General features: G+C 56.7%; 16 protein-coding genes. 11 read left to right on the top strand and 5 right to left on the bottom strand.

Going from position 1 to position 16,098, the window contains the following annotated elements; translation table 11 throughout:
- The first annotated feature begins 84 nt into the window (after positions 1 to 84).
- From gcvA to KORLAC_RS01855, 4 genes are all read left to right on the top strand, one after another.
- Positions 85 to 1,008 (top strand): transcriptional regulator GcvA, encoded by a 924-nt coding sequence (gene gcvA, locus KORLAC_RS01870; protein ID WP_068302016.1) that lies wholly within the window; start codon positions 85 to 87, stop codon positions 1,006 to 1,008.
- A gap of 5 nt (positions 1,009 to 1,013) precedes the next feature.
- Positions 1,014 to 1,778, top strand: a complete 765-nt coding sequence (locus tag KORLAC_RS01865; RefSeq protein WP_068302013.1) for a type 2 periplasmic-binding domain-containing protein — start codon at positions 1,014 to 1,016, stop codon at positions 1,776 to 1,778.
- Positions 1,779 to 1,845: 67 nt separating this feature from the next.
- Positions 1,846 to 2,586 carry a GGDEF domain-containing protein gene (locus KORLAC_RS01860; protein WP_068302010.1) on the top strand — a complete coding sequence of 247 codons (741 nt, stop codon included), beginning with the start codon at positions 1,846 to 1,848 and terminating at the stop codon, positions 2,584 to 2,586.
- A 97-nt stretch (positions 2,587 to 2,683) separates the two neighbouring features.
- Positions 2,684 to 3,346, top strand: a complete 663-nt coding sequence (locus KORLAC_RS01855) for a hypothetical protein (protein WP_068302005.1) — start codon at positions 2,684 to 2,686, stop codon at positions 3,344 to 3,346.
- A gap of 3 nt (positions 3,347 to 3,349) precedes the next feature.
- On the opposite strand, the gene KORLAC_RS01850 is transcribed toward KORLAC_RS01855, so the two are convergent.
- Positions 3,350 to 4,084: a MipA/OmpV family protein gene (locus KORLAC_RS01850; RefSeq protein WP_160328574.1), complete on the bottom strand. Its 735-nt coding sequence runs from the start codon at positions 4,082 to 4,084 to the stop codon at positions 3,350 to 3,352.
- Positions 4,085 to 4,471: 387 nt separating this feature from the next.
- On the opposite strand from KORLAC_RS01850, the gene KORLAC_RS01840 reads away from it, so the two are divergent.
- Positions 4,472 to 5,308, top strand: a complete 837-nt coding sequence (locus KORLAC_RS01840) for a LytTR family DNA-binding domain-containing protein (protein WP_068302000.1) — start codon at positions 4,472 to 4,474, stop codon at positions 5,306 to 5,308.
- A gap of 48 nt (positions 5,309 to 5,356) precedes the next feature.
- Here the strand turns inward: KORLAC_RS01840 and KORLAC_RS01835 are convergent, their stop codons facing one another.
- Positions 5,357 to 7,981 (bottom strand): M14 family zinc carboxypeptidase, encoded by a 2,625-nt coding sequence (locus KORLAC_RS01835; protein WP_068301998.1) that lies wholly within the window; start codon positions 7,979 to 7,981, stop codon positions 5,357 to 5,359.
- A gap of 139 nt (positions 7,982 to 8,120) precedes the next feature.
- On the opposite strand from KORLAC_RS01835, the gene KORLAC_RS01830 reads away from it, so the two are divergent.
- The 4 genes from KORLAC_RS01830 (at position 8,121) to KORLAC_RS01815 (ending at position 11,561) form a co-directional block, all read left to right on the top strand.
- On the top strand, positions 8,121 to 8,411 hold the full coding sequence (locus tag KORLAC_RS01830) for an HNH endonuclease signature motif containing protein (RefSeq protein WP_068301996.1): 291 nt from the start codon (positions 8,121 to 8,123) through the stop codon (positions 8,409 to 8,411).
- Between the two features lie 47 nt (positions 8,412 to 8,458).
- Complete coding sequence (locus KORLAC_RS01825) at positions 8,459 to 9,385, top strand: alpha/beta fold hydrolase (RefSeq protein WP_068301993.1); 927 nt, start codon at positions 8,459 to 8,461, stop codon at positions 9,383 to 9,385.
- 79 nt (positions 9,386 to 9,464) lie between these two features.
- Positions 9,465 to 10,700, top strand: coding sequence for an MFS transporter (locus KORLAC_RS01820; RefSeq protein ID WP_068301990.1), 1,236 nt, complete (start codon positions 9,465 to 9,467; stop codon positions 10,698 to 10,700).
- Between the two features lie 3 nt (positions 10,701 to 10,703).
- A complete protein-coding gene (locus tag KORLAC_RS01815) occupies positions 10,704 to 11,561 on the top strand; it encodes a D-amino-acid transaminase (protein ID WP_068301987.1) in 858 nt (285 codons plus the stop codon).
- Here KORLAC_RS01815 and KORLAC_RS01810 read toward each other — a convergent pair.
- The 3 genes from KORLAC_RS01810 to KORLAC_RS01800 are packed head-to-tail and all read right to left on the bottom strand — an operon-like array spanning position 11,558 to position 13,829.
- Complete coding sequence (locus tag KORLAC_RS01810) at positions 11,558 to 11,986, bottom strand: hypothetical protein (protein WP_068301985.1); 429 nt, start codon at positions 11,984 to 11,986, stop codon at positions 11,558 to 11,560. The genes KORLAC_RS01815 and KORLAC_RS01810 overlap by 4 nt on opposite strands.
- A 43-nt stretch (positions 11,987 to 12,029) precedes the next feature.
- On the bottom strand, positions 12,030 to 13,367 hold the full coding sequence (locus tag KORLAC_RS01805; RefSeq protein ID WP_068301982.1) for a mechanosensitive ion channel family protein: 1,338 nt from the start codon (positions 13,365 to 13,367) through the stop codon (positions 12,030 to 12,032).
- Between the two features lie 9 nt (positions 13,368 to 13,376).
- Positions 13,377 to 13,829 (bottom strand): nucleoside deaminase, encoded by a 453-nt coding sequence (locus tag KORLAC_RS01800; RefSeq protein ID WP_068303106.1) that lies wholly within the window; start codon positions 13,827 to 13,829, stop codon positions 13,377 to 13,379.
- Between the two features lie 63 nt (positions 13,830 to 13,892).
- Here KORLAC_RS01800 and KORLAC_RS01795 point away from each other — a divergent pair, with 63 nt between their 5' ends.
- Both KORLAC_RS01795 and rsmD read left to right on the top strand, forming a co-directional pair.
- On the top strand, positions 13,893 to 15,062 hold the full coding sequence (locus KORLAC_RS01795; protein WP_068301977.1) for a pseudouridine synthase: 1,170 nt from the start codon (positions 13,893 to 13,895) through the stop codon (positions 15,060 to 15,062).
- Positions 15,059 to 15,610: a 16S rRNA (guanine(966)-N(2))-methyltransferase RsmD gene (gene rsmD / locus KORLAC_RS01790; RefSeq protein ID WP_068301972.1), complete on the top strand. Its 552-nt coding sequence runs from the start codon at positions 15,059 to 15,061 to the stop codon at positions 15,608 to 15,610. The genes KORLAC_RS01795 and rsmD overlap by 4 nt, the downstream gene beginning before the upstream one ends.
- Positions 15,611 to 16,098: the final 488 nt, after the last annotated feature.

Below are 16,098 nucleotides of genomic sequence, written 5' to 3'. Positions count from 1 at the left end.
CCCCAATTCATCAAGAAAATCTTTGCTCTTGTGTCACAAGTGCCTATGATGCGGTGATTAAGTTTTTCTAACGCAGGTTTGTTTATGAAGCGCTCGCTGTTACCTTTGAATGCCCTCCGTGCTTTCGATGCTGCCGCCCGTCATATGAGCTTCAAGCTCGCCGCCGATGATCTGTCGGTGACGCCTGCAGCCATCAGCCAGCAGATCCGCTCGCTTGAGGATTTCCTGGGGGTAGAACTGTTTCGTCGCACCAACCGATCACTTGTCCTGACAGAGGCCGCGCAACTGTCGCTCGCCCCCCTCAAGGAGGGGTTTGAGCGCATGGAAGAGGCTGTCGATATCCTGACGGAATCGAAAACCTCCAATGTGTTGAAGGTCAGTGTGTCGCCATCCTTCGCCAGCAAGTGGCTGGTGCCGAGGCTCGCGAGCTATTATGAGCGGCGCCCGGATGCGATCGTGAAAATCTCCGCCACCATGCAGATCACCGACTTCAAGGCCGAAGATGTTGATATCGCCATCCGTTATGGCCTGGGCAACTATACCAGCCTCTATGAAGAGGAAATCCTGCGCGAAACGGTTTTCCCAGTGTGTTCGCCCAGCCTCTTTGAAGGCAAGAGCGTGGCCACGACGCCAAGCGACATCCTCAGCCACACGCTGATCCATGATGACAGCACAGCGGAGGACGACAGCGTCCCCACCTGGACAATGTGGATGAAAGCAGCAGGGATCGAGATGCCCGACGGCATGCCGGCGCTGCACTTCAACAACCACGCACTGGCGATTGAAGCTGCGGTTGCAGGGCGCGGCGTGGTGCTGGCACGCTCCGCCATCGCAGAAGAGGACCTGAGGGCCGGGCGGCTCATCAAGCCGTTTGGCGAAGCCGTACCGATTAACTTCGCGCACTATATTGTCTGCCCGGAAGACAAGCTGAAGAACGAACGCGTTCAGGACTTTATCGACTGGCTTCGCAGCGAGACCGGCAACAAGGCCCCTGCGGAAGAAGAGTAGGCCCCATGAAACAAATGCTGTGCTGCCTGATTGCTCTTTATGTGCTCGGCGGCGCAGCTTTCGCCCAGAGGGATGTAAAGTCATCCGATGGCGCCTCTGAAAACTGCCTCAAACTTGGCGCAGATGAGACGCTTGGCCCTCACTATCCCGCATACGAGCAACTCATTACCGATCTGTACAAGCGCGCCGGGTTGTGCGCCATCTCCATCGCCATGACACCAAAGCGGATTGAGCAATTAATGGCGAATGGCAAACTGGACGGCGATTGGTTCCGCCCCTCCGAATATATCGCCACGCGCGGCCTTGAGCAGCAGATCGTACCCCAGGCCGTCTTCGGCCTTGAAGCCCGCATGATCTGGCTCAAGGACACTGGTTTCTCGGGCGACCCAGCCGACCTCAACGGTCTGACTGTCGGCTACCGCGCCGGTTTCAGGTGGCTTGAAACCCATATTCCCCTGATGGGCGGCAAGCCCTTTGCCATCTCTGGCGGCAGCCAGGTAAAGGCGCTTCTGGAACATGGCCGCATCCATGTGTATGCCACCAGCAGCGCCCATGAACCCAACATCATCGACGCGTTCGGCGACAGCGCTGACCGGCTGACGAGCAAGCGCTGGGCTACCGAACCCTTTTACCATTTGCTGCAGCCCCGCCACGCCGACAAGATCCCTGCCCTGACGAAAGCGCTGAAGGACATGATCCAGGACGGCGATATGCAACGGCACCTCACGATGCCGGGCGTGATTGCCGTGCCGCTCAGACCTGAAAACTAAAGGTTGGTATCACAACTGGACCGCGCTAAAAGCGTCCGAGGGAAATGGGAAACCGAAGGGAAGCACCATGCATTACCGGCATGCACTTTCAAGTCGTACAGCACGCCGGGTGATCTTCAGGCGGACGCTGCAGGGCATGATCATGGGCAGTGGCGCCCCACTTGGTTGGGCAGTCATTCAAATATTCCGCGGTGTTGACCTACAGACAGACATCCCTGCAAATTTACCGCTCTATCTGTATATGCTGTTTGGCACGATGCTGGTATTCAGCGCCTTCGGTTTCTATGTGGGAAAACAGGAAGGCCTGATGCGACAGCGCTCGCTTCGGGATTCCCTGACAGGGCTTTATAATCTCAGGCACTTCCGCGACCGGTTGGACGCCGAAGTGATTAACGCCCGCCGTCACGAAACACCTTTGTCGCTCATCTTTTTCGATCTGGACCATTTCAAAAAGGTCAACGACACCTATGGCCACGCCGCCGGGGACCTCGTCCTTGTTGCTGTGACAGAATCTGTCGCGTCAGCCCTGCGCCAGAACGAGCTTTTCGCCCGTATCGGGGGTGAAGAGTTTGCAATTCTTCTGCCTCAAACGTCGCTCGACCAAGCCGCACAGCTTGCGGAACGGCTTTTGGACGTTATCCATGACCTGTCTATATCCATTGATGACGAAAGAAAGATCACAACAACAATGTCGCTCGGCGTCGTTATGCTGAAGCCTGATGAAGACGCCAAATCTATCTCGGAACGCGCAGACGAAGCCATGTACCAAGCCAAACGCTCCGGTCGTGACCGGGCTTTCACTGCCTAAAACATCCGGATATCCAAAACTGCACATGCATTCCCCATTCAACCTTTGTTTACATTTTTACACTAAGTAAATAACCATTACCTTGGGGGAACAAGCCATGACCAAAGCCATCATTCAGGGCCTTTTCATTTTAACATTGATCATCGGTGTCAGTATTGCAGAGGCCTTGATGCCGCTTGCAATACCAGAAACACAGGCGGTCAACCGGTTCTACACCCCCGATGGAATGGAAGGCACTTTAACCGGATGGCAGGAATGCCGTGCCGCCGGGCTGAGACTGGAAAAGGGCCGTAGCGACCGCCAGATCATGGGGCATTGCACAAACGGCTATGCCGTCGCTCAAAGTGCACCTGTTCGCTTTTCCGACATCCGCACACATGATGAAGCCAGCGCTTGCGCTTTCAGCTTGGATTTCGATAACAAACCATACCGGCGCTTCCTGTCCGCCACTATCAGCAACAGGGACAAGGGGGTTTATGTCGCGCGCGTGGGTTTAAAGACTGCTAACCCTCTTAATCTGACCGACAAGGTCAGCAACATCATCGATGTCTGGCTGGAGCCTGGCGCCAAGCAGCATCGCTGCCTTGGCATTGTTTTCAGATTTGAAACAGAAGCCGAAGCGCATCGGTTCGACACCGCTATCGCTAGCGCCAAGATTGAGCTGCTTGGCGTCTACGGCGTATCAGACAAGCCTGCCGAGCTGCCCGAACAGCCCAGCAAGCCCTCATTTGGCAAACTGCCCGACGCCACCAACGCCTGACTCCTAGAAGTTATAGGCAACCCCTAGCCCGAACGTCAGCATATAGCGCTTGTCGATAGCTGGACTGATGCGGATATCCTTGTCCAGGTAAGTGGCGTTTGAGAAGGCGATCATGTTCACGCTGTCGCTCAACTGATACACGGCCGTGACACCGGCCTCAAAATTCAGCGCTTTGGTGTTTGGCTGGAACACCGGCAGGATCACATCCCGATCCTTTTCAATCATCTTGGCTTGCTGCTCGGCCGTGGTGCCCCAAAGGTAATTGGTCAGGTCTTCATTTTGCCAGCTAACACCCACACTTGGTGTGACGAACAGCTTGTCTGACGTGAAGGTGTAGCTGTAACCCGCCTTCAGCTCCATGCCACTGGAAGTGTCCGTTGCGTCATGCAGGCCTGTGGCCGACAGTGTACCAAAGGAGCCCGAAAGGCTTGCCCTGAGGCCAAGGTCCGCAGTGACCTTGTTACGGCTGGAGCCCGGCAACATCCGCGCCGACCCGATCACATCCAGGGAAAAACCCGCATCTGCATCTTCTGCCGGCTTCAGCAGGTGGAAACCCAGCTCCGTACCTTCAATAAAGAACCGGTCGCCCCTGTAGGCAATATAGGGGAAGGCGTTGAATTCATCATCCTCGAGGGCGAACGGGCTGGTGCTATAAAGCCCAATGCCGCCAACTGACCATTTCGGCGGACCGCCTTCCTGGGCGCTTGCACCCGTGCAGGCCAGCACGGCACCAGCCATTCCAACTCCAAACAATCTCGCTTTCATCATCGTGACTTCCTTTTTTTTGTCATCCATGTGCCCGCTTCAGATGACACGCGCCAATCCCACAAGGCATAGCCCCATCAACGCACCCAACCCCACAAGGGCCAATACCAGATAGTAAGCTTTGTGTTTCATGGCCTGCGCCTCCCGAACGACAACGCTACCTTGTTTATGCAGGCGAGAGCCGTCAAAACCTGTTACGCGAAATTGCCAATTCAGATCATGAATTTGCTGCACCTGGCCAACCTGTGCATTCGCGCGTCGTGAAATTACCCGCCGCTGCAAGTCCTGCCGCTTGCGCTCGTTTTCGACCCGGCTATGATGCCGTCGCATTAGGGAAGCGACAGGTATGAGGCAACAGACGTGACGCAGGACGAGCTTTTCGCCTTTTGGGGCACCAAGGTCCCCAAAATAGAATTGCAAAAGACCACGATGATGGGCGCTTGCGGCCTGATTCTGGCTTTCATCGCGCCCTATGACACGTCTGATATGCCGTCAGGTCTGTGGCGTGTCCTTTATTGGGTCAGCCTTTTGCTGTTGGGCTCCGTGCTTACAGGGCCTGTTGCGCGTTTCAGCTTTCCGAGGATCATGAAGTACACCAAATCGCCGGGGTTGCTTCTGGCAGCCTATGCCATGGCCCTCTCGGCGCCCGTTTACGTAACGGTCGTCGCCATCGACATCTATTATCATTCTGTCAGGCATACCGGAGCGGGACCGACGGTCGACTATTATATCAAGTTCCTGACCCATGAGGACCTGAGCGCCTGGGATCTCATCATCTGGTATTTCCAGGTTTCGATCATCACCTTCATGGCGAACGCCGCGATCAGCATGGTCGTGCATATCACCCGCCCAAAGCCCGCCCCCGAACAGAAAGGCCCGCCGCCAGGGTATCTGTTCCTGCGCCGTCTTCCCGCCCCGCTTGGACAAGGCCTGCTGTGTCTGCAGATGGAAGACCACTATATTCGGGCCTACACAGACAAAGGCGATACGCTGGTTCGCATGCGGCTGAAGGATGCCGTGGCCGAACTGGAAGGCTTTGGCGGCTTGCAAGTACATCGGTCCTGGTGGGTCGCGCTGGACATGATTGAGAGCGTCAGGAAAGACGGTCGCCGACATCTGATCCACCTCAAGGGCGGCATGACAGTGCCGGTTTCAAAAACATTTGAAGGCAGCCTAAGGGAGGCTGGTTACCTATAGAAAAAGGGGCCGCGAAAGCAGCCCCTTCTCCAAGTCACAACCTATCCTTTATTCCTCGACAGCCTGCTCATCGGCTTCATCCGCATAAGACCGGTCGAAAGCCGTTGAAAAAAACAGCGCATTCAGGAAAAGCTTTTCCGTTGCCAGATAGGTCGCCCGGAAATTCGGGTTATCAGCAAACAGGATAACAGCCCCGTCCCCCAAGCGCTCAGCGGTCATCATGGGCGTGCCCTTGAGCTCCTCAATTCGCCGGTCTGACGCGTAACCTGACAGCAGCGGGCTATCTGAATAGACAGCCACCTGGGCATAGGGGTCCTTCGGCACAGGCAGCTTCGTGCTGGTATTCTTGTTAGACGCCACCATGCGCCGAACCAGGCCAAAGCCCATCGGGTGCGTGATATCCAGATCGCTTTCAAATAGCGCGCCGCCAATCACATGCTCGGCGTCCTTCTGGCCTTTGTCAGCGTAGGCAAGGCGCTCCGGTGTTGCGTCATCCTTCTTGTCGGCTTTCTTGTCTTTCCCCGTGACATATTTGGCCGCCCAGTCAGCCCCCTGGCGGGATGCAACGATGGTACCGCCCGCCTTCACCCAGGCCTTCAGGTCTGAGGCCATGTCTTTTGGCAGCACATCACCACGTCCACCCACAAGGATAAGATGGGTATAGCGGCGCATATCGACACCCTTGAGGCGGTCCTGGCGCACCAGCGTCACCGGCATATTCATCCGGTGATCCAGAAGGTGCCATACCTCTCCCGCGTCATAGGATGACATCTTGCCGCCCACCACCAGAAGCGGTTTTACCGCCTTGAGGTCCGCGACAGAATTCCGCCCACCAAGGTCCGCGCCCGCGTCCAGCGTGTGGCCGGATGTAGCTGCGTGGATTTGAAGATAATTATCTGCGCCAACCTCCTTAAGTAGCGCATGCATTTCCTCGATCGGCATGGTCTGCAGGTCACGCTGGACAATGATGGCGCCCCGATCAAAAGATACGACGCCACCTGCAGTCTGCACGCGGATTGGCTCTTTCGACACACGCGCCATAACACCGGTCTCCAGCAGGCGGGCCACCGCGCGTGGTGCGTAATAATCAGACCAATGGAAAACATAGGCATAGGGTGCAATGTCTGACGGGAAGCTTGGCTTCAGCATGGCCATATCCGAAGGAACATCCGCGAGTTTACCGCGCAGGCTTGCTTCCACTGGTGCATAGTCAAGACCATAAGCCAGCGGCAGCGTCCATCCAGACACGTCATAGAAAACCTTGTCCGGAAATTCGGTGATGCGGTTAAAGAGCGCCTTGGCCATCCGGTATTGGGTTTGGTTCATCGGAACCACGAAGCTGTCTTCGCCAAACGTCTTGCCACCCGCGCGCAGGCTAGCTGACAGCTTATAAGCCGTCACGTCATGCCGCTTCAGAAGCGCCAGGAATTTGACAACACGCATCGGGTCTTCCGGTGCGCGGAAAACATAGCCTGTTACATCATCATCTTTCGCAGCCGCCATGGCAGTTTCATAGAACTCGCGCTGGTAAGCATGCAGTTTGGTGCGCATGGCCGCAGCGCCGTCTATGGTCGAAAGGCTGGTCAGGAAATGATTGCGGATATTTTTCGCATAGGTCTTGATGCCCTGGTCGCTTTCGCGCGCGATACCCATCTGGGCACCGGCTTCAAACAGGATTCCCAGAGACCCATTGACCTGCGGATAGGTTGACCCCTTACCGATATAATAGTTGTCGAAGCCTTCCTCAGAGAAATAGAGAGACTTTTCCTGATCGAGCGATTTCTGGTGATAGCCGGCGATTTCCACCAGAAGTTCGCGCCCCCTGGCAGGGATCAGCGGGTATTTTCGTGTTGGCACGCCTGGGTGGAAATAATAAGTGCTGTTGGGCCCCATCTCATGGAAATCGGCCGACACCTGAGGCTTCCATTTGTGCCACTGTTCTAGCCACGCCCGGCTTTCGGGCTGGGTCTGCAACAGCCACTGGCGATTGAGGTCGAACCAATAGTGGTTCGTACGGGCACCCGGCCAAACCTGATTATGCACTTCATGCTCAGGGTCTGTCGCCCGTACTTCAGAGCCATACTGGGTAACCCAGGCGCCGCGGCGGGCGTGACCGTCCGGGTTGAAAATGGCCGTGATCAGGATCACGCTGTTCTCCAACGTCTCATCAATCTTGTCGCCGCGGGCCGCCGCCAGGTGGTAAAGCGCGGGAACTGCCGCGTCCATGCCGCTTGCTTCGGCGCCGTGCACCCCATAATTCAGCCAGGTAACAACCGGCAGGTCGTCCGATGCCTGGTCTGCGGTTTCCGGATTGCTTCTGAGCAGATGGTTCGCGCGGATATCGTCAAGCCGTGCCAGGTTTTCAGGGCTGGAAACTGTAATAAACAGGATTGGGCGGCGTTCGTGGCTGTAGCCGATTGTCTCCACCATCATGCGTGGGCTGGCGGCAGCGAGCTGGCGGATATAGGAGACCATAAGGTCGTGCCGGATCGGCTGATCGCCAATATCGTGGCCGAACTCCTCCGCCGGCTTCAGCACCGTCTGGTCATAATCCGTGCCGGTCACAAGATAATAGTCGAGCGGCTCTGCAACAGCGCTGCTGGCTAAAAGAATCACACCCAAACCGGCCCGCATGCTGGTGCTGGCCAAACGGCTGACGAATTTCCTGATCATCCCTGTCCCCTGTTTTACATTTGCTTTGGCGCATCATACGCAACACGCTGGCTGACATCCAGCCCGCTGCGAAATGTAGCGCTATGCGAAGCCCCCATCCGGGCTTTATAAAGCTCCCAATCGGTATACATATAGAGCAATGGAAGAGAAAAACACATGTCCGTTATGTGATCGCCCATTCGGCCAAGCCGTTGAAATGCATCACCTAATTCCGAAAAGCCAGGGCGGACGGGACACCATTCCGCTGCATCCGATTTGCCACCGCAAGATTCACGCCCTATTTAACGAGAAAGAGCTGGCACGACGCTTCTCAACCATTGAGGCTCTGCGGCAATCGGAGGAAATCAGCCTGTTTATCCAGTGGCTGAAGGGCAAACCCGCCGATTTTTACCGCAAGACGAGACCAAAAGGTGGCAAAAGGCGCCGTTAGAGGGTATGTCCCCGCCAGCGATAAAGATAAATGGGCTGGATGGAAACATGCAACACGCGCCAATGACGCTCGAAAAATGGAGCAAATGCGGCAAGTATTTCGAGTGGCAGGATCACCATGTTTACTACCAGCGTGGCGGTAGCGGTGAAGTGCTGCTGACTTTGCACGGCTTCCCCACATGCAGTTGGGACTGGGCGTGGGTCGCCAGGGACCTGATCAAAGACTTCCACATGATCGTTCCAGACCTGCTGGATTACGGCCGGTCGCTGAACAGCCGGAAAAAGACGTGTTCTATCATGGATCAAGCAGACATGCTTGAGGCCCTGATGGCCCACCGCGAAGCTGGCGAAGCCCATATCCTGGCGCACGATGTCGGCGACACAGTCACCCAGGAACTGCTGGCACGCCAGAATGAAGGGAAGCTTTCCTTCCGCATCAAAAGCGTGCTGTTCCTGAATGGTGGTATGCTGCCACATCTGCACCGGCCGCGTACTGTCCAGACTCTTTTGGCTGGCAAGGCTGGGCCACTGATCGCGCGGTCCGCAAGCAAGAAGAAGTTCCTGACAGGCTTTGCAGACGTGTTCGGCCCGAACACGCGGCCTTCTGGTGCATTGCTTGAAGAATTCTGGCCCGCCATGCTGGGTGTGAACGGTCGCGGCGCCTTTGCCCGCCGCATCCGCTATATGCATGAACGCCTGGAACACGCCAACAGGTGGGTCGGTGCCCTCAAGCAAACCATCGCGCCCATGATGTTGATCAATGGGCTGGCGGACCCGGTATCGGGCGCCCACGCGGCTGACGGCATTGAGCGTGAAATCGGCATGAAAGTGGTTCGTCTGCCTGGCATTGGCCATTTTCCGCAGATCGAAGCACCTGAGACGATCGTTGAACTGGTTCACCAGTTCCAGGATTGTATCGTGAAGAATGGCTATGTTCAGCCGTCCCCGCTAAAGCATTCTGCCTGGGTAAAGTAATATAAAGATTTCTTTATATTTAAATTACTGATATAAGCCTTGCCCAACGACGCCAACAATGGCGCGAAGGAGAAGGGCAATGACAGTGAATCCACAGCAGCAAGACCATCCACCCACCAGGGCTATCCTGGCCTTCCTGACAATTGTCGCCGGCACCACCTTGGGCCTGGCGGGGATTGACCTTGTTCTGCCGTCCGTGCCGTTCATGCCACAAATTTTTGGCACCACCCAGGCCACGGCACAGATGGTGCTGGCCGCCTACGTCGCCGGGTCCACGGTCGGGCTTCTGCTGTTTGGTTCACTTGCCAGCCATTTTGGCCGGCGCCGCCTGTTCATTGCCTCCCTCGCCGCCTTTGCGCTCGTCTCTCTTGCCTCAGCGCTGGTCGACGACATCTGGGCGCTGATTGGCCTTCGCCTGCTTCAGGGCGCAGCTGCCAGCGGGTCTGCCGTGCTGGCGCCTGGCCTTATCCGGGGCTTGTTCTCTGAACTCGGAGCTGTACGCGCGATTGGCGCCATGGGCAGCATTGAGGCCCTCGTGCCAGGACTGGCGCCCATCGCCGGTGCCTGGCTGCATAAAGCTTATGGCTGGCAAATGTCATTCAACCTCACCGGCATCCTGTGCCTTGCCATCTGCCTGCTTGTGTTTGTTGTGCCGTCTCTCCTGCCCCACATTGGTCGTAAGCAAGGCGACGCACCCTCCAGCTACCTGAAGGTTGTCGCCAACCCCACGTTCCTGCGCTATGGACTTAGCCACGCGTTGATTTTGGGCGCACTGCTAACCTTCGTCTTCTCTGCCCCTGCTGTAATCATCCAGACCATGGGCGGCACCATTGAAGACTTTATCCTGATGCAATTCATTGGCGTCAGCTGCTTCATCGTATCGGCCAACCTTGCTGGCAACCTTGTTAAACGCTGGGGCGCCGAAACCGTCATCACCGCCGGTACCTGCCTGTCCCTTCTGGGGACCTTGCTGCTGCTTGGCTATGCGCTCTTTGGCGTCAATGACCCGATGCACCTTTCGGCCCTCTTCTGGGTCTTGAATACGGGCCTAGGCATCCGGGGTGGTGCGGGCTTTGTGCGCGCGCTGACAGCCAGCCACGGCGACGATGAGCGTGCTTCTGCCATTATCATTCTGGCCACCACGGGCATAGCCGCCGTTGGCACCGCGCTGGTCGCACCTTTTATTCTGATGGGACTAACAGCACTGACCATCATGGTGGTTGCCATAATTTTCCCTGCGGTTATTCTCATTCTCGCCATCAAGCCGCTTGAGGATAATGGCGAAGAACAAGCCCCCGTGATCGGTCAGGAGTAACCCATGTCCCGCATTGCCTATGTGAACGGCGCCTATGTGCCCATGTCGGAAGCCTGTGTACATATTGATGATCGCGGCTACCAGTTTGCCGACGGTGTCTATGAAGGCGTATCCGTACGGCACGGCAAATTGATTGACCTGGAGCCTCACCTGGACCGGCTCTGGCGGTCTTTGGGCGAACTGCAGATGATGGCCCCCATGGACCGTGGGCCCATGCGGCTTGTCCTGAAGGAAGTGGTGCGCCGGAACCGCATCAAGGACGGATTTCTATATCTGCAGATCACTCGCGGTGTTGCGCCGCGCGATCACCCTTTCCCGGCACAAACACCCTGGCCTGCCATGGTGGTAACTGCCAAGCGCCTGAACTTTGACGCGGTGATGGATCGGGCCATGACCCAAGGGGTTGCAGGCTCGAGCCAGCCGGACATCCGATGGGGTCGCTGCGATGTGAAATCCACATCGCTTCTGCCCAACATTCTGGCCAAGCAGGCCGCCCGCGAAGCAGGCGCCTTTGAGGCTGTCATGGTTGATAGGGACGGCTATGTAACCGAAGGCAGCAGCACCAACATCTGGATGGTCACAAAGGACGGAACGCTTGTAACCCGGTCAACGGACGATAACATCCTGCCCGGCATTACCCGTGCGAGCGTCATGAAGGTTGCCAGGGATTTGCAGATGAAGGTGGAAGAACGCGCATTTACGCTTGAGGAAGCCAAAGGGGCTGCTGAAATGTTCCTGACGTCAAGCACCAGCTGCGCGATGCCAATCGTAAGCCTGGACGGACAGAAAATTGGCGACGGCACCCCTGGGCCCGTCGCCAAACGGTTGGTTGAAGCCTATAAGGCCTTTATGGACGCTTAATCTGCCGCCGCATTTGACGAGCCGGCACCCCAGCCCTTTCCCCACATGAAGGCCAGCAGTGCACCAACGATCGTGCCGTTCACCAGATGGAGTATGTCAATCGGCAACCGTGCGTCTTGCGGGAAATCCTTGAGCATGGTGAACCAATTGTTATCAGTTGCCAGCAGGTATAGCCCGATCATGAAGCCAAACATGGCGCCTGCCTTAAGGTCACCTGAGCCAACGGCCTTGCCGAACAGCCAGACCACAACAATGGTTTGCACCAGGTGATAGCCCAATACGGGCACCATAATGGCTTCCTGTGGATGCATCATGGCCATCCCAGCAGCAAACTGATCAGAAAAAATGGCTTCTCCGGCTGTGTAGAGAATGCCGTAAGCAATAAACGCAACAACGATATTCAGGATAAATTTTCCAACGTTCATCGGTTCCTCCCCTAACTGTTGGATCGCTTATCCTCTTCTGTCGTTACTCCGCACCCTTGTTTTCTTTGCCCCCAAAGCTTTCAAGGCTGTCCTGACGGACTGTATGGCCTTCATCGTGCCGCAAGTGTACCACACGTTGCGGGAACGGAAATTCGATATCATTTTCGTGGAACAGGTCCCAGATATGCAGCATCACGTCGCTCGCGATGTTGGATACACCATGCTGAGGGTCCTCTATCCACATCCGGAGCTCAAGGTCCACCCCGTCTGCACCGAAGCCTTTAACCAAGGTTCTGGGCGCGGGGTTGTTGAGGACACGCTGTTCCTTGCCCGCGGCTTCAACCATCAGCTCCATCGCCTTCCTGATGTCGCTATCATAGGACACCTGCACCGGTACACGCCGACGCACAAGCCGGTGGCTGTGTGACCAGTTGACCACCGGCTGGGTGATCATATCCTCATTCGGAATCAGAAATTCCGTGCCGTCACGGGTAATGACGCTGGTATATCGGGCGGCCAGGCGGTTGATGGTGCCGTAGGTACCCTGTGTTTCAATCACGTCACCGGGCTTGATCGATCTGTCCATCAACAGAATGATGCCCGAGATAAAGTTACCGACAACCTTCTGCAGACCAAAACCGATACCCACACCAAGGGCACCACCGAAGACCGCAAGGGCGGTCAGGTCAATGCCCGTGGCATTCAGGGAAATCAGGAAGGCCAGCGATACCAGGAGGATCTTGCCTGACTTGGTCATCAGCACCCGCGCGCTCGGCGGCACGCTCGAGAGGCCTCTCACCTGCTTCTCAAGCAGCGCAGAGAGCGCCAGCGCCACCCAGAGAACCACAGCAAAGGTAAAGACACCCTGGATGATATCCAGAACACTGATGGACGATTCGCCAAGCGGCAGGTGGGCCTCGTCCAGTACGATCATGATCGGGCTCAGAAGCCCGACGATATTGAGCGCTGCGACCGCCCAAGCAATACCTGCGACAAGCCGTGCAAGCTCACGGTTTTCAATCAGGCTGACGGCCAGGCGGATTACCAGCCAGGCCGAGAACAGGCTTGTCGCAATCGACAGCAAATAAGGTGATGGCACCCAGGGGCTCATGACCAGGATCGCGGTCCAGAGCAGCATGATCGCAAGGGCCGTGGACAGGATTGGCTGGAGCCGGGCTTCGATCCGAAGCATCCACTTGTGCTCGCCGAAGGCTTTCATCAACCCGCCATGAATACGGCTTGACGCGAAGCGCGACAACAGGACTGAAACAATGATGATAGCGAGCTCAAGCAGGCGGACAGGTTCGAGCACATTGGTCTTTGCCCATACCCAGCCGTCGCTCAGTAACGCGATGATCTGTGCCTTGAGTTCTTCTCCCATAGCGGGAGTTTAACGCCTTGTTTTAAAAAAGTCTCTAAGCAATTGAGCGCTGTCCCGCTCCAGAATCCCACCATAGATTTCCGGCTTGTGGTGTGTGGTTTTCTGGCTGAAAATTCGGGCGCCGACGGTGATGCCACCGCCCTTTTCATCTTCCGCCCCATAATAGAGCCTGCGAATGCGCGCGAAGGCGATGGCCTGGGCACACATGGCGCAGGGCTCAAGCGTAACATACAGATCGCATCCTTCAAGTCGCTCTGACCCCAATACCTTGGCCGCCTGCCGAATAGCGATCAGTTCCGCGTGCCCTGTTGGGTCCTTGGGGCCCACTACGTCGTTCCCGGCAGCAGCCAAGACCTTTCCATCGGGCCCCACCACCACCGCGCCAATAGGCACTTCACCGCGGTCAGCGGCCTTGCGGGCTTCTTCAAGCGCCCGGTGCATATGTGGGAATGTATCAATCATGGCTGCCACAATCGGGCGCAGGCAACAAAAGGTCAAGCCCATGATAACCGGGGCGCTATTCAGTTGCGCGGAACACGCTTCGCGCCTATTGTGCGCGCCATGAGCAACGACGAAAAAATACAGGACACACCGGCCACAGGCCTGCCCGCCGAACGCATCGCCAAAGTGCTGGCACGCGCGGGCATCGGTTCACGCCGGGACGTGGAGCGCATGATTGCCGAAGGCCGTATCTGGCTTGACGGCAAGAAGCTTGAAACCCCAGCCGTACTGGTATCGACCCTTCAAGGCATCACCGTGGACGGCGAACCGGTAGGCGATGTGCGCGAAACCAAAATCTGGCGCATGCACAAGCGCCGCGGCACGCTGACAACACACAAAGACCCGATGGGCCGCCAAACGGTATTCGACAATCTGCCGAACCATGTTGGCCGTGTGATTGCAATTGGCCGACTGGATATGAACACAGAAGGCCTGTTGCTGCTGACCAACGACGGCGAACTGGCCCGCTGGATGGAATTGCCGTCCACCGCCCTTGTGCGCCGCTACCGCGTTCGTGCCTATGGCCGGGTAGACGAAAAGGCACTGGCCAAACTGGCCGACGGCGTGACAATCGATGGCATTCACTATGGTGCCGTTGAAGCGAAGCTAGAGCGCCAAGCTGGCGCCAATGCCTGGATCACCGTTGCCATCCGCGAGGGCAAGAACCGGGAAGTGCGGAAGGTGCTGGAACACCTGGGCCTTGAAGTTAACCGCCTGATCCGCACCCATTATGGTCCCTTCGCCCTTGGCAACCTGCCACTTGAAGGCGTGGCCACGGTACCGGACAAGCAGTTGCGCGATGCCCTATCTGCCTTTTTCAACGAAGCCACCGGCAGTGTTGCGGCGCCTATCAAAAAGCATGACCCAAGCAAATGGGCCAAAGCAAAAAAAGACGACAGGCCAAAACCCGGTGCCAAGCGGCGGCGCCAGAGCCGCATCGCCGACACCGATGCCCCCAAGCCGGGCATGCGAAAGCCGCGCGGGGAACGGGACGACAAGCCTGAAAGCACCACCAAGGGCAAACCTGCCGCAAGATCTGCAGGGCGGCCTGAGGGCAAACCCGCAGGCAAGTTGGGCGGAAAGCCAGGCGGCAAGCCCATGGGCCGGCAAACCGGCAAACCTGGTGGTTCGGCACGACCAGGCAACAAAGGCCCCCAGGCGAAGGGACGCCCAGTACGGGGACCTAAAAAATGACCCGTATTGTCGCGGGCCGGTTCCGCGGGCGACGCCTTGATGTACCCAAAGGGCGCGACGTACGCCCGACAACCGACCGAATGCGCGAACGCCTGTTTTCCATGCTGATGCACGGTCGATACCCGGACATGACAGACGCCGTGGTCGCTGACATTTTCGCAGGCACTGGTGCGCTCGGGCTTGAAGCCCTCTCACGGGGCGCGGCCAGGGTTACCTTTGTCGAACAAGCGCGCCCCTCCGTCGCTTGCATCAATGCGAACATTGGAACACTTGGTGTTAGCGACCAGGCGACTATCCTGGCAAAAAACGCCACCAATCTACCGCCCGCAAACGCCCCATGTGATTTTATTTTTATGGACCCACCCTACCGGCAAGGTCTTGTACGCCCGACACTGGACTCCATACTGGCCCAAGGATGGCTTTCGGAAGATGGGGTGATCGTATGCGAGCAGGCCGCTGACGAACCAGTCGACATCCCTGACATGCTCGAAGCCGTCGACGACCGCAGCCAAGGTCAGCAACGTATTCTGTTCCTGCTCAGGAAATAGCTTTCGCCACAATTTTCGCGAAGGGTATCGCTCACACCTGCCGTAACAGACATGCAAGCGGCTGGAGGCCAACACATGTCCATTTAGCCGTTTGTTTGCCAAAGCGGGCTTTTACCCTGTCGTGTCCGAAATTGTAACGGCTTGCCAAGGCAACACATTCTCCGGCGCATCTGCTCCGCGACCCCCATCCGGGGTGGATGCGCCATCCTCACGCACCCCAACTGCCTCTGCTTACCCCTTCCAAGCCCTTCCTATATGCCTTTGCCACCGGCAGCGCTTAGCCTCAAAACCCGTCGAATCATGTTTTTTTGATGAATTTGCATCTTTTTTGGGAGGGGCTTGAATCGTCTGGTTGTCATATAGCCATAAACCTATTTGAGATACGTTCCCCAGGAACCAAACCAAAGTATAGATAAGTATACTTTGTGTATTAATTTAACAACTCAATAAACCTTTGAAATAAACTACTAATATAATCTAAATATCAA

Source organism: Kordiimonas lacus, from assembly GCF_001550055.1.
GTDB classification, from domain to species: domain Bacteria; phylum Pseudomonadota; class Alphaproteobacteria; order Sphingomonadales; family Kordiimonadaceae; genus Kordiimonas; species Kordiimonas lacus.
Note: the sequence above shows the minus strand (reverse complement) of the source record. Positions and strands in the feature narration are given on the sequence as shown.